We start from the raw sequence: 12,627 nt of genomic DNA on the forward strand, positions 1-12,627 counted from the left end.
AGAGGACCGGACGACCAAGGCTGTTGTCACCTGTCCACAATCCGCCATGCACCCTCACATGCGCTTCAGGAACAGATCGCACGCCCCGCCAGGATCTGCCGTCAAGCTCGCGGGCAATGGCGGCGGGCCGACTGCCGATACCGCCCTTCGGCAACAAGTCCACCCCACGCAACGCGAAGCAACATCTGATTACTCGTCAGTAAAGTCAGCAAAGGGTCAGCATTCGTCCGACCAAAGTTGATTACAGCCTGCGACACATGAGACTCGACCGCCAGCATCGGCGGCTACCGCACCACGTCCGGCGACCTCACCTCCGAAACCAAAAGCGGAGGACTGGGGGCGAGCACTGCACCCAGCCCAGTTCCACGAAAAACAGCAGTTCAACGCACCCTTCCTCTGGGCTTCAGGTGGGTCGGAGGCAGTTCCGGGGAGGGAATCGGAGGGCCGTCGTAGCCCTTCACCTCGCCGAATCGGGACCCGTTCATCCAGTCTTCGCGGGCCTGCGCGATATCATCGTGTGACCGTCCGATCCAGTTCCAGAACATCACGATCTCCTCCTCGAACGGCTCGCCGCCGAGGAGCATCAGGCTCGCGTCCGACGTCGCCCGCAGGGGGAGTTCGGTGCGACCGCAGCCGAGGTAGAGCATCGAGCCCGGGAGGACCGGGACGTCGTCGACGTGGGCTTCGCCCGACATCGACAGGATCGCGTACTCGAAGTCCGGGTCCAGCGGGAGGCGGGTTTCCGTGCCCGCCGCCAGGGTCAGGTCCGCGCCCACGATCGGGCTGTACGCCGTGCCCGGCGAGGTCGCCGTGTCCAGGGTGCCCAGGATGACCGTCGCCGTCAGGCCCGGGGCCGTGACCGTCGGGAGGTCCGCGTGGTGCTGGAAATGCGGTTCCACGTCGCGGTGGGCGTCCGGCAGGGCCACCCACAGCTGGGCGCCGTGCAGGAAGCGGGCGTGCGGGCGCGGGCTCTCCTCCGAGTGGCTGATGCCGCGGCCGGAGGTCATCAGGCCCAGTTCCCGGGGGCGGATCGTCTCCAGACTGCCGACGCTGTCGCGGTGCAGCACCTCTCCCTGGTGCAGCCAGCTCACCGTCTGGAGCCCCGAGTGCGGGTGCGGCGCGACCTGCATGCCGGGCTCGTCGGCGATGTCGTCCGGGCCGTAGTGGTCCACGAAGCACCAGGCGCCCACCATGCGGCGACCCAGGTTCGGCAGGAGTCGGCGGACCTCGGTGGACTCCCCGAGCTTGACCGTGCGCGGGCTCAGGAGCTCGCGCACCGGTTCGGCCACGACGAAGCCGCGGCCGCCGCAGGCGGAAAGAGCGGGCTGGCGATCGAGATTGCTCATGTGGACAACCTAGCCCCGACATGGTGGCCGTGGAGAGCGGAATGTTCCGCGGCCGAGGCGTGTTGGAGGCAGCGGACGAACCACCCGAACGGCGGAAGGGACGCGATGAACGCGCCGACGACGTACTTCGAGCACGGGACGGCAGCCGAGCGGTGGGCGCGCGCCGAGCTCTTCTTCGACGCGAAGGAGTACGCGACGGCCGCCCGCATCCTGGAGACGCTGGCGGGCGAGGCCCCCGAGCTGCTGGCGCCCCGGCTGCTGCTGGCCCGCGCCTACTACCACTCCGCCCAGCTGTCCCGCGCCGAGCGCGAGCTTCGCGCGCTCCTGGAGCAGTGGCCGGTCGAGGACTACGCACAGCTGATGCTCGGTCGCACCCTGGAGCGCCTGGGTCGGGCCGCCGAGGCCCGTCCGTACCTGCGGATGGCGGCCGCGATGGCGGGAGAGTTCCCCGAGTAGCGCGCCACCCGGCCCCGCGCATGCGGGTAGGGCCTCCGGCTCGGATAGCCTGGGGCCCATATGAACCGCCTCACCACACCCTTCGGCTCCTACGAGCTCACCCGCTTCCCCGAGGACCCGCGCGACCGGCTCCGTGCCTGGGACGCCGCGGACGAGTACCTGCTGCGCCACCTCGACTCCGGTACCGGAGAGCGGGGACCGGTGGACCTGGCCGCCGCCGGCGGCCGGATCACCGTGCTCGGGGACCGCTGGGGAACGCTGACGACGGCGCTCGCCGCGCACCGCCCGACGCAGATCACCGACTCCGCCCTCACCCGCGCCGCCACCGCCGCGAACCTGGACCGGGCCGGCATCGGGACGGCCAAGTCGACGGTGACCCTGCTGACCACGCAGGACCCGCCGCCCGAGCGGATCGACGTCCTGCTGGTGCGCGTGCCCAAGAGCCTGGCGCTGCTGGAGGACCAGCTGTACCGGCTGGCCCCGCACGTCCACGCGGGCACCGTCGTCGTCGGCACCGGCATGGTCAAGGAGATCCACACCTCCACGCTGCGCCTCTTCGAGAAGATCCTCGGCCCGACGAAGACCTCGCTCGCGGAGAAGAAGGCGCGGCTGATCTTCTGCACGCCGGGCACCCCCGGGGCGACCAGGCCCACCTCCGCCGGGCCGTGGCCCCTGACGTACACGGTGGACGAGGACGCCGGCTCGGCCTCCGGCCTTTCCGTCGTCAACCACGCCGGGATCTTCTGCGCCGACCGACTCGACGTCGGTACCCGTTTCTTCCTGCGGAACCTGCCGACCAACACCGACGGGGCCCGGGTCGTGGACCTGGGCTGCGGCAACGGCGTCGTCGGTACGGCCGTCCAGGCCCACGACCCCGACGCGGAGGTCGTGTTCACCGACGAGTCCTACCAGGCGGTCGCCTCGGCGCGGGAGACCTACCGGGCGAACATCCGCGAGGGCCGGCGCACCGCCGAGTTCCACGTCGGCGACGGCGTCGCGATGCTCTCCCCCGGTTCCGTGGACCTGGTGCTGAGCAACCCGCCCTTCCACTCCCACCAGGCGACGACGGACGCGACGGCGCTGCGGATGTTCGCGCAGTCGCGCAAGGTGCTGCGCCCGGGCGGCGAACTGTGGATCGTCGCCAACCGGCACATGGGCTACCACACCCACCTGCGCCGGCTCTTCGGCAACAGCGAAGTCGTCGCGAGCGAGCCGAAGTTCGTGGTCCTGCGCGCGGTCAAGCAGGATCGTCCGCGCCACATGTGACCTGCCGGTACGTCCTACACTCTGGCGCGTGAGCAGCCAGGTGGAGAACGGGAACGGTGACGGAAGCGGCGCAGGCGACGGTACGGGCGGCGGTGGCGGGCGCTACCGCCGGGAGGACGTGGCGCGGGCGGCCGGCGTGAAGGTGCGCAACCTGCGCTACTACCAGGAGCGCGGGCTGCTGCCGCCGCCGCGCCGGGAGGGCCGGATCGCCTGGTACTCGGACGATCACCTGACCCGGCTGCGGCTGATCGACGACCTGCTGGGTCGCGGCTACACGGTCAACGGCATCGCCGAGCTGCTGCAGGCGTGGGAGGAAGGCGGCGGCCTGTCCCAACTGCTGGGTCTGGAACGGGAGATGACTCGCGACTGGATCCAGGAAGAGCCGGTGACGCTGTCCCGGCGCGAGTTGCGGGAGCTGTTCGGCCCGACCGCGACCGCCGAGGACACCCGGCGGGCGGCCGAGCTCGGCTACGTGACGATCGACGGGGATCTGGTCACCTACCCGAACCGTCGACTGCTGGAGGCCACGCTGACGCTGGTGCGGCAAGGGGTGCCGCTCGCGGAGATCCTGGATGCCGGGGAGTTCGTACAGGCGCAGGCCGCTGCGGTCGCGGACCGGTTCGTGGGACTGTTCCGCCGCTACGTGATCGACGCGGCGGGCCTGGAAGGCCTGGAGGGCCTGGAGCGTCTTTCGGCCACACAACTTCAGCACATCACGGCGGCGGTGGCGGCCTTGCGGCCGGTGGCCGGCGAGGTGGTGACCTCGGAGTTCGCGCGGGCGATGGCCCGGCGGGTGGACACGGAGGTCGCCGAACTCCTGCGTACGGAGCAGTAGGAGTCGGCTCAAAGGGTGCACTCGCACAACCTTGCCAACCCCCATTGGCACTCTTACATTCAACTCGTCGGTAACAACGGTGCACAGCCGAAATAAGGGACGTTCTCATGACCGGTTCTCCCCATTTATCCGACCCGTCCGACCCCGCCGACCCCGCCGGCCCGTCCGGCCCGTCCGGCCCGTCCGACGATGCTTCCGGCCGCGTCCGCTGGCGCCGGTTCGCCGTCCTGACCATCCCCGCCGTGGCCGTGACCGCCGGCCTCGGCATCGCCCTCGCGCAGGGCGTGCTCGCCGCCTCGTTCGCCGTGTCGGGACAACAGTTCAAGGTGTCGGCGAGCAGTCTGGAGGGCGAGGGCTTCGCCCAGTACGGCAGCGTGGACGTCAACGCCCGCCAGGAACTCATCCCGGTGGCCGTCACCGCCATCCGGGAGGCCAAGCTCCACAGCCTCTGTCAGTCCGTGGTCACCTCGCTCCCGGTGATCGGGGACATCTCGCTCAACCTCACCGCCGGGAACAAGTCCCCGGTCGAGGCGAGCAATCTGTTCGTCGACGCGACCCAGCTCTCGGGCGACGCCGTCTTCAGCAACATCGAGATCGGGCGTGACGCCTCCACCCTCGACAAGGGTCCGGCCGAGGCCCAGGGGATGCAGGACCTCTTCGCCCAGCAGGCCGACACGGTCAGCATCACCGGCCTCCAGCAGACGGCGTGGGCGACGAACGCCGGCACCTTCAAGCTCTCCGGGCTCAGCATGAACGTCAGCAAGGGCAAGAAGGAATGCTTCTGAACCTACGGCGGCGCTGGCAGCGGTGGCGGCGCAGCAGACCTTTCTGGGGCGGGCTGTTCGCGATCCTGGCGGGGTCGTGGATCTGCGTCCTGCCGCTGGCACCGCTGAAGATCATGCTCCAGCAGGGGGTGGCGGGTATCCCGTCCGTCCTGATGGGCATGGTGATGATCGTGCTCGGGCTCACCGCGTGGTTCTCTCCCCCACAGCGTTCCCTCGCGGGTGTCCTCACCACCCTGATCGCCACCGCCGCTCTGGTCCTGTCCAATCTCGGCGGGTTCCTGATCGGCACGCTCCTCGGCATCCTCGGCGGCGGCCTGATGTTCGCCTGGCAGCCGCATGCCGCCCGTAGTGCCCGCGGTGCCCGTAACGCCGCGAAGGCGGAGTCCGCCGCGGCCGCACCCCCTCCCCCCACCCCGCACCACGATCCCCAAGGAGCACAGCCATGAGCCGTACGCGCACCGCGCTCGCCCTCGGGACGGCCGTCGCCGGAGCCATCACGCTCGCCTCGGTCACCGCTTCCGCCGCCCCCTTACCGCTGGCCGGGTCGACCACCGTCACCCCGGCCGGGCACGCGTTCCAGGCCACCCTCAGTGGGAAGGCCACCTTCAAGGCCGGTTCGGTCACCGTGACCTGTACGGCCTCCGTCGCCACCGGCAGCGTTCCGGGAGCCCCCGGCAACACCAACCCGGCCGGGGCGGTGTCCTCGCCGATCTCGGCGCCCACCTACAGCTCGTGCACGTCCAGCATGTGGGGCGTGACACCCACGGTCACCACCAGCGGCGCCTGGTCGGTGTCGATGCAGAACGGCGCCCCGATCACCGCCACCATGGGTCTGCCGGTCGGCGGTCTGGTGGTCCAGACGAGCGGGCTCGCCTCCTGCACGGTCACGGCCGCTCCCACCGCCCCGGCGAACGCCGGCGGCACCTGGTCCAACGGCTCGCCGTCGACCCTGACCTTCACGAACGTCTCGGTTCCGGTCACGGTCACCGGCGGGTTCGGCTGCCCGACGAGCGCGACCACGTCCATCTTCAACGCGGTGTACAAGGTGACGGACACCACCGACTCGACGCAGCAGATCACGGTCGGTCCCTGACCCACCCGATCGGCCCCCGGCCCGTCCGTTCCCGGAGCGTTCCGGGAACGGACGGGCCGTCGCGCTTCTCACGCACGCCGTGCGCCTCGCGCGTTCAGCGGTGCGCGGCGAACTCCGTCACCTGCTGGTAGGTGGGCCGGTTCTGCCAGTTGATCTGCGGGTGGGCGAGCCCGCCGACCGGGCGCTGGACGATCGAGTCGGCGCACCACTGGTTCCCGGCCGCGCAGGTCCCGTCGGCCGGGTAGACGGCCGCGGGGGTGGCGGCGGCCGCCTGCTTCAGGGTCGCCGCCACCACCTGCCGGCACGCGGGGAGCGAGCCGCCCCCGCAGTGGACCTGGGACGGTGGATCGACGACCGGCCGTCCCAGCACCATGCGCAGGTCCTCGTCGGCGTAGCCCCACCAGCCGTACTGGAAGGCCGACCCGGCGTGCGAACCGGTGGGCCCGTGGCCCGCGTTCGGTGCCTCGTCCACGGTCAGGGAGGCGCGTAGGGCGTCGTAGAGCGGGGCCCCGAGGCCGGGCCTGAACTCGGCCTCGATCAGCAGCGGCCACCAGGCGTCCATGATCCGGACGGCGTCCGCGTGCGCGTACGTCCTCGAACCCTGGACGGTCTCCTTGCGCCGGGTCCCGCTCGCCTGCCAGGCGGCCAGCTTGTCGATGGCCGCGCCCACCGCCGGATCGGTGACGGGCGCGCTGCGCAGGACGGCGAGGAGTTCGGGCAGCAGGTTCTCGGCGCGCAGGTCGGTGACCGCGGCCTCGGCCATGGCGCCGGTCAGCTTGGCCCGGGTCACCTCGCCCGCCGCCACCAGCGCTTCGACCCGGCGGTCGAGGAGGTCGCCGCGGTGCACGGCGCCCATTCCGAAGCCGGCCGCCCCGTAGTCCTTGGCCTGCTTGTTGTTCCAACTGATGTAGTAGTCCTGCCCGATGGACTGCGGGTGTTCGGCGGGCGGGGTGTAGGCGGCGGTGTTGGCGGCCGGGTCGAAGCCCTGCCACTCGTACTGCTGACGGGCGTGCACGGGCAGGGCGGCGTCGACTCCGGGTGCCCGGACCGGGTTCGACCCGCTGTTGTAGTACGCCGCTTCGCGCGCGTCGGCGTAGAACCAGTTGAAGGCGTAGCCGATGTGCTCGGCGGCCTGCTGGAAGGTGCGGGCGTCCTTGACGTAGGAGGGGTCGTTCAGCATCTGGAAGCCGATGATCGAGTCGGCCTCGTGGCGGTAGGTGGAGCGCAGCGCCGCATACGCGACGGGCTTGCCGGCGACGGTGGCCCGGTGGGTGACGATGCCGTAGTGCGTGCGCCAGACCTGCATGCGATAGGAACCGTCGGGGGTCGGGTCGGCGACGGACTTCTTCCAGGCGTTGGTGCGCTCCAGCTTCTCCATGGGGGTGCACGTGCCCCGGTAGAGGTAGTGCGCACTGGACCTGGTGGGCGCCTGCCCGCCCGGTTCGCACAGCTCCACGGCGAAGGTGTCGGTGATGTCCTGCCCGGCCGAGGTGGCGCTCCAGGCGTAGTCCTGGCCTCGGCCCAGCTGGACGTACATGCTGACGCCCGCGAAGGAGGCGCCGCGGGCGCTGATGCCGGGGCCCTGGAGCTCCTGGAGCATGAGGAGTTGGGGGGCGAGGTAGCCGGTCTGCGGGCCGAACACGGCCACCGGGTGGCCGCTCGCGGTGTGGGCGCCGGAGACGAGGAGGGCATTGGACATGCTCTGCTTGACCGGCTTCGGCGGGTCGGCGGCCTCCTCGGCGGTCGCCGCGCCGGTGCGGTCGTACACGAGCGGCTCGGAGACCACCGATCCCGCGTCCGGCAGCGCCGTGCCCTGCGGGTTCGCGGGCTTCTGGGCGTACGGGAAGCTCGTACCGTCGTGCACGGTGAGTACGGCCTCGGGGTCGTTGCGCTGCCTGAAGGACTCCCAGACCCGGGTGCCCTCCTCCAGCCCGTACCTCTGTTGGGCGGCCAGCAGGGACAGTGCGGCCTGGACCTCGCCGCCTCCCCCGCCGCCGAACAGGCCGCCGACGACGGAGGCAAGGGCGATCAGGTCGGTGATCTTGAAGGGCTTGATCTCACCGGCGTTGGTGATCGAGTCGATGTGCCCGGTGAGGACGTACTCGCCCGGGAAGTAGCGGCCGTTCTTGGACTGGGTGCGATAGAGGTTGATGCCGTCCACGTACGCCTGGGCGTCCTCCATGGCGAGACGCCCGCGCTCGCCCTCGGTGGTGCGGATGCGGTCCACCTGGGCCTGGAGATCGGCCTCGGTGTACGGGGCCTGCGGCCAGAACTGCTGCTCCAGGCCCTGGTTGGCGAGGGCGCCACCGGCGAAGGGGGTCAGGTCGCCGCGTCCGACGTGCCGGAAGAGGTCCATCTGCCAGAGGCGGTCCTGGGCCGCGGCGTAGCCCGCGCCGAAGGAGGTGCCGTAGCGGGTGGTGCCCTTGATGTGGGGGACGCCGGTCTTCTTGTCACGGGTGATGGTGACGTCGGGGCGCGGGCTGGTGGTGGACTCGACCTGGTCGGCGGGGACGCCGAAGGCGGCGTTGTTGAAGAAGTCGTTGACCTTGGCGTCGGTGAGTCCGGGATATCCGGCCACCAGCGAGTCGTAGCGGGCCAGTTGGTCGGAGGCATGGGCGGGCATGGTGCCGAAGGCCTTGTGCAGCAGGATCTGGGTGAGCGTCGCGTTGCCGTTCTGGCCGGGTGGCAGGATGTCGGAGCACTGGCCACCGCAGTAGTCGGCGATCGGGAGCGGTATCGGATCGTCGGCGGGGGTGGCCGCGACCGCGGGGGCGAGGGGGGAGAGCAGAGCGGCGCCGAGGGCGATCAGCCCGGCGGCGACGGCGGTTCTCAGGCGAGCGGTGGGACGTCGCATACGTGCTCCTCCGTGGGGGGCAAGGAACCGGTCACGGGGAGGGTACTGGCGGGACTACCACTCAGTAAGATGAATGACCGTCACTTTTGGTCGCAGGTACGGCCGTTCGTCGTTCGTCGCTCGCCGTTCGCCGTTCGCCGCGTACGGAAAATGCGTTGCCCCCGCGCGTGCGACCGGGCGAAGCTCGCCGACATGTCTCACAGCACCGAGCACCAACCTCCGCAGTCCGCCGCCCCGCGCCCGCCGCGCCGGAACGTCTCCGACCTCTTCTCCGGCGGCCGCCTCACCGTGATCCCGCGCAAGGTCGCCCGGCGCGAGCAGTTGCTCGCCCACCTCACGGAAACCCTGTTCGCGGTGGACCGGGAATACACGGAGCCCGAGGTGAACGACGCGCTGCGCACCGTTCACGAGGACTGCTCGGCGTTGCGGCGCTATCTGATCACCTCGGGCCGGCTCACGCGGACCCGTGACGGCCGTGCCTACCGGCGGGCGGCGACCACCCTGTAGTGCGTCGTCAGTCGGCCGTCGTCACCGATCACGTGGAAGGCGACGGCCGGCGGCTCGTCGAGGTGGACATGCTCGTCGGACCCGGTCCGCGGCTCCCACGGCAGGCGGAGCGTGGAGACCACCCCCGGCGCCACCAGCACCGGCCGACCCGCGAAGGTGGTGGCCGCGGCGGTGTGCGCGTGCCCGCACAGGAAGGCGGTCAGGTGCGGGTGGCGCTCGGCGAGGGCGGCGAGCCGCTCCTCCCCGAACTGGCGTATCTCGTCCACGTACGGGGTGTGCAGCGGCACCGGCGGGTGGTGGAAGGCGACCAGGACCGGGATCTCCGGCGGGGTCTCGGTCAGTACCCCGTCCAGCCAAGCCAGGGTGGACTCCTGCAGAAAGCCGTGGTGCTCGCCGGGAACGGACGAGTCGCAGACGGCGAGGACGAAGCCCTCGCCGCGCAGGACCTGGTCGACGGGCTCGGAGGAGGGGGACCCCTCCCCCAGCAGGCCGCGTCGGAAGGCGGCCCGCTCGTCGTGGTTGCCGGGGCAGACGACCAGTGGGTGGCGCGAGCGCAACAGCTTCGCGGCCTCCTCGTACTCGGCGTCCTTGGCGTGGTCGGCTATGTCCCCGCTGACGAGTACGGCGTCCAAGTCGTGCGGAAGGGCGTCGAGATACTCCATGACGGCGCGGGTGCGGTCGGACGCGCGCCGGTCACCGTCGAGATGGACGTCGCTGAGGTGGGCGATCACGATCACGTGCGATGTCTCCTTCGGCTCTGGTCGATGGATGGGTGGGCACCCATTCAACACGCCGAACCATCCCCCGCCCGGGCGTACCCGCTGTCGTCGGCGGTGCCGGGCCGAAGCCGCTGCCCATCGGGGTGTCGCCGGGTCACCGGCCGTCGGACGGTGCTGCGGGGCGGAGCCGGGTGCGGGTGCCGGTGCGGCGCAGCAGTATCCAGCCGGTGGTCGTGAGGACGACGGCGCTCCCGGCGAGGGTGGCCACGGTGACGCCGGTGGAGGCGAGCGCACCACCGCTGGGTGTGGCGTGGTTGCCGCCGCCGGCCGTGGCCCCGGTCGAACCGCCGCCGACGGTGCCGGGGGTACCGGCGGCGCCGTCGGAGCCGCCGTCCGAACCTCCGTCGGGACCGGAGCCTCCGTCGGAGCCGCCCGTCGTGCTCCCGGCCGAGCCGGTGGAGTCCGTTCCCCCGCTCGTAGCGGGGCCGCCGTCGCCGCTGCCGCCCGTGGTCGGGTCCGGGATGCCGACGGTGAGGGTGGCCACGGCGGTTCGAACCACACCGGAGTCGTTGGCGAACTCCGCCCGGTAGCGGCGGCCGTTGTCGGAGAGAGCCGCCGTGAAGGTGTACGTCGGCGAGGTGGCGCCTGCCACGGCCTGCCAGGTCCGGCCCGCGTCCGTACTGACCTGCCAGACGACGGTGGGCCGCGGGATCCCCTCGGCCTCTGCCGTCAGCCGGACCTCGGTGCCGGCCACGACCGAGCGGTCCGCCGGGCTCCGGGTGACCCGCGGGGAGGTGGCCCGTTCCAGCCGGGTGATCCGGCCGGCCACCGGATCCGACACGAAGACGTTCGCGCCACCGGGCTCGACGGCGACGGCCGCACTGCCCAACTGCACGTGGAGTCCCGGGAGCACGACTGTCTTCATGACCTCCTGGAGGTCCCGGGTGCGGTGGACGGTGAGCGTTCCGTCGTTGTCGCTGCCCGGCTGCGAGCTGTCCCCCGCGTCCTGCCACACGACGAACGCCTGGTGCGTCGTGGCGTCGAAGGCCGCCGCGCGGGGCATGTCGCTGCCCGCGCCCCTGAGGGTGCCCAGCCGCTTGCCCGCCGCGTCGTGCACGACGACGGAGGAGTCCAGACCGACCCACACCGCGCCGGTCTCGGGATCCACCTCCGTGAAGCCGCCGAACCCCTCCCCCGCCGGGAGTTCCACGGTCGCGGTGACCTGGAACGAGGCGGCGTCGATCCGGTGCATCCGGCGGTGGGTGAAGTCCGTGAACCACACCGTGCCCCGCGCCGCGTCGACCGCGAACCCGTCACCGCCCTCCAGTGTGACGGAGCGCTTCACCACCGCCGTGGCGATGTCGACCTCCGACAGTACGGGGCCCTGCGCGACCAGCACCGTCGAGGCGGTGAGCCCGGCGGTGGCGTGGGTGACGGCCGCACCCGGCACCCACGCGCCCGCCGCGGCGGCGTCGCCGTCCTTCGCGGTGCCGATGCCGCGCAGCGGATAGGAGAACACCGCCCCGTCACCGGGCAACGGGGCGAGGAGCTGCCGCACCGCCCGTCGGCCGAGCGTGCCGGTGGGCCCGGGAGCCCGGCCGACGGTGCTGCGCACCTTGCCGTCCGCGGGGTCCAGGACGTGCAGCCCGCTCTCGTCGACGTCGGCGGTCTCGGGCAGATCGTCCGAACCGACGTACAGCTTCTTCGAGTCCGGGTGCACCATCAGGTCACGGGGTTTGCCTACCGTGGTGAACTGCGCCACCGACCGGTACGCGACGGTGCCCTGCGGCACGTCGGCCCCCTCACCGCCGGCTGCCGATACGGGACTTCCGGTGGCGGCCGCGGCCAGTACGAGCGCCAGCGCCGCGGATGCGGCGCCCGCGCGACCGGGGGTGAGGGGGTGTCGGGGTGTCATGGCTTCCTCGTCGACGGGTCGGGGGCGAAGGTCCGGAAGGGAGGGCTCAGTTGAAGGTCACCGGCACGTGGACGTCGTACTTGCGGTTCGAGGAGTTGAAGTGGTCGGCGCGCGTGACGATGGCGCATTCGACGGTCTCGCCGCAGATCTGACCGCCTCCGAGGTCGGCCTTCACATGGATGGTCACGCTGAAGGTTCCGCCCGTACCGAACGTGGAGGTGTTGGCCAGGGTTCCGCCGAAGGTGTTGTTGACCCAGTGCGAGGCACCGGTGGTGCCCGACTGGTCCGAACCGCCCAGACAGGGGGTGGGCTTGCTCGCGCCGGGTGCGCCGCTGACGGCGCAGAGGCTGACGTAGATGCCCTTGGCGGTGTTGTAGCCGCCGCCCGTGACCGTGACGTTCTGACCGGTCGCCGCGGCGACGGAGGGCGCGGTGAGGCTGAGGGCGAAGGTGGACGCGCCGTCGGTGACCGTACGGGTCGAGGTGGCGGCCGAGGCGGAACCGGCCGCGCCGACGGCGAGCGCGACGGCCGCGGAGGCGGCGACGGCCGCGCGGGCGGCGGTACGGGGCAGGGAGGCAGCACGCATCACTGGGACACCTTTCAGGCAAAGGAAGTTGTCGCAAGAATTTAGGTAAGGCTAACCTCATTTCGATCAAGATGGCACGCCTACTTCACGCCATCCGCACGGCACACGGCACACGGCACACGGCACACGGCACACGGCACACGGCACACCGGATACGACCCGGGGGCGCCCCGGGGCGCGGCCCGGGCCGTTACCGGGTGGGGGGGGGCGGGGGGTCCGCCCCCGGGGGGGGCCGCCGGCGGCCCGCCACCGCGCGGGGGGGGTG

The 12,627-nt window shown here is 71.5% G+C and carries 12 protein-coding genes; 7 read left to right on the top strand and 5 right to left on the bottom strand.

From position 1 onward, the window contains the following. Nucleotides 1-380: 380 nt before the first annotated feature. Nucleotides 381-1,346, bottom strand: a complete 966-nt coding sequence (locus tag ACGFYY_RS04735; RefSeq protein WP_393707097.1) for a pirin family protein — start codon at nucleotides 1,344-1,346, stop codon at nucleotides 381-383. Between the two features lie 105 nt (nucleotides 1,347-1,451). Here ACGFYY_RS04735 and ACGFYY_RS04740 point away from each other — a divergent pair, with 105 nt between their 5' ends. The 6 genes from ACGFYY_RS04740 (at nucleotide 1,452) to ACGFYY_RS04765 (ending at nucleotide 5,781) form a co-directional block, all read left to right on the top strand. Next, nucleotides 1,452-1,802: a tetratricopeptide repeat protein gene (locus tag ACGFYY_RS04740; protein WP_365270780.1), complete on the top strand. Its 351-nt coding sequence runs from the start codon at nucleotides 1,452-1,454 to the stop codon at nucleotides 1,800-1,802. A gap of 60 nt (nucleotides 1,803-1,862) precedes the next feature. Continuing rightward, the gene (locus ACGFYY_RS04745) at nucleotides 1,863-3,068 is read left to right on the top strand and encodes a methyltransferase (RefSeq protein WP_393707098.1); all 1,206 of its coding nucleotides are present in this window, start codon (nucleotides 1,863-1,865) and stop codon (nucleotides 3,066-3,068) included. 28 nt (nucleotides 3,069-3,096) lie between these two features. Continuing rightward, nucleotides 3,097-3,903 (top strand): MerR family transcriptional regulator, encoded by an 807-nt coding sequence (locus ACGFYY_RS04750; RefSeq protein WP_393707099.1) that lies wholly within the window; start codon nucleotides 3,097-3,099, stop codon nucleotides 3,901-3,903. Between the two features lie 227 nt (nucleotides 3,904-4,130). Then, nucleotides 4,131-4,688, top strand: a complete 558-nt coding sequence (locus ACGFYY_RS04755) for a DUF6230 family protein (RefSeq protein ID WP_393707312.1) — start codon at nucleotides 4,131-4,133, stop codon at nucleotides 4,686-4,688. Next, nucleotides 4,679-5,134 carry a DUF6114 domain-containing protein gene (locus ACGFYY_RS04760; RefSeq protein ID WP_393707100.1) on the top strand — a complete coding sequence of 152 codons (456 nt, stop codon included), beginning with the start codon at nucleotides 4,679-4,681 and terminating at the stop codon, nucleotides 5,132-5,134. Before ACGFYY_RS04755 ends, ACGFYY_RS04760 begins: the two co-directional genes overlap by 10 nt. Next, nucleotides 5,131-5,781 (top strand): hypothetical protein, encoded by a 651-nt coding sequence (locus ACGFYY_RS04765; RefSeq protein WP_365270793.1) that lies wholly within the window; start codon nucleotides 5,131-5,133, stop codon nucleotides 5,779-5,781. The genes ACGFYY_RS04760 and ACGFYY_RS04765 overlap by 4 nt, the downstream gene beginning before the upstream one ends. A 94-nt stretch (nucleotides 5,782-5,875) precedes the next feature. Here the strand turns inward: ACGFYY_RS04765 and ACGFYY_RS04770 are convergent, their stop codons facing one another. Continuing rightward, on the bottom strand, nucleotides 5,876-8,635 hold the full coding sequence (locus tag ACGFYY_RS04770) for a penicillin acylase family protein (protein ID WP_393707101.1): 2,760 nt from the start codon (nucleotides 8,633-8,635) through the stop codon (nucleotides 5,876-5,878). 192 nt (nucleotides 8,636-8,827) lie between these two features. Between ACGFYY_RS04770 and ACGFYY_RS04775 the strand changes: the two genes are divergently transcribed. Next, a complete protein-coding gene (locus tag ACGFYY_RS04775; protein WP_393707102.1) occupies nucleotides 8,828-9,142 on the top strand; it encodes a DUF2087 domain-containing protein in 315 nt (104 codons plus the stop codon). Here ACGFYY_RS04775 and ACGFYY_RS04780 read toward each other — a convergent pair. The 3 genes from ACGFYY_RS04780 to ACGFYY_RS04790 form a co-directional block, all read right to left on the bottom strand. Then, nucleotides 9,115-9,879 (bottom strand): metallophosphoesterase, encoded by a 765-nt coding sequence (locus ACGFYY_RS04780; RefSeq protein WP_393707103.1) that lies wholly within the window; start codon nucleotides 9,877-9,879, stop codon nucleotides 9,115-9,117. The genes ACGFYY_RS04775 and ACGFYY_RS04780 overlap by 28 nt on opposite strands. Nucleotides 9,880-10,015: 136 nt before the next feature. Further along, nucleotides 10,016-11,776, bottom strand: coding sequence for a hypothetical protein (locus ACGFYY_RS04785; RefSeq protein WP_393707104.1), 1,761 nt, complete (start codon nucleotides 11,774-11,776; stop codon nucleotides 10,016-10,018). Nucleotides 11,777-11,822: 46 nt separating this feature from the next. Next, nucleotides 11,823-12,362: a hypothetical protein gene (locus ACGFYY_RS04790; protein WP_393707105.1), complete on the bottom strand. Its 540-nt coding sequence runs from the start codon at nucleotides 12,360-12,362 to the stop codon at nucleotides 11,823-11,825. Nucleotides 12,363-12,627: the final 265 nt, after the last annotated feature.

It is taken from the genome of Streptomyces sp. NPDC048331 (assembly GCF_043201215.1).
In the GTDB taxonomy this organism is placed as follows: domain Bacteria; phylum Actinomycetota; class Actinomycetes; order Streptomycetales; family Streptomycetaceae; genus Streptomyces.

Bases quoted from the DNA above. Each gene is read 5' to 3' on its own strand.
- ACGFYY_RS04790 (WP_393707105.1), bottom strand. From the start codon at position 12,362: ATGCGTGCTGCCTCCCTGCCCCGTACCGCCGCCCGCGCGGCCGTCGCC.
- ACGFYY_RS04740 (WP_365270780.1), top strand. From the start codon at position 1,452: ATGAACGCGCCGACGACGTACTTCGAGCACGGGACGGCAGCCGAGCGG.
- ACGFYY_RS04765 (WP_365270793.1), top strand. From the start codon at position 5,131: ATGAGCCGTACGCGCACCGCGCTCGCCCTCGGGACGGCCGTCGCCGGA.
- ACGFYY_RS04760 (WP_393707100.1), top strand. From the start codon at position 4,679: ATGCTTCTGAACCTACGGCGGCGCTGGCAGCGGTGGCGGCGCAGCAGA.
- ACGFYY_RS04735 (WP_393707097.1), bottom strand. From the start codon at position 1,346: ATGAGCAATCTCGATCGCCAGCCCGCTCTTTCCGCCTGCGGCGGCCGC.
- ACGFYY_RS04745 (WP_393707098.1), top strand. From the start codon at position 1,863: ATGAACCGCCTCACCACACCCTTCGGCTCCTACGAGCTCACCCGCTTC.
- ACGFYY_RS04770 (WP_393707101.1), bottom strand. From the start codon at position 8,635: ATGCGACGTCCCACCGCTCGCCTGAGAACCGCCGTCGCCGCCGGGCTG.
- ACGFYY_RS04785 (WP_393707104.1), bottom strand. From the start codon at position 11,776: ATGACACCCCGACACCCCCTCACCCCCGGTCGCGCGGGCGCCGCATCC.
- ACGFYY_RS04775 (WP_393707102.1), top strand. From the start codon at position 8,828: ATGTCTCACAGCACCGAGCACCAACCTCCGCAGTCCGCCGCCCCGCGC.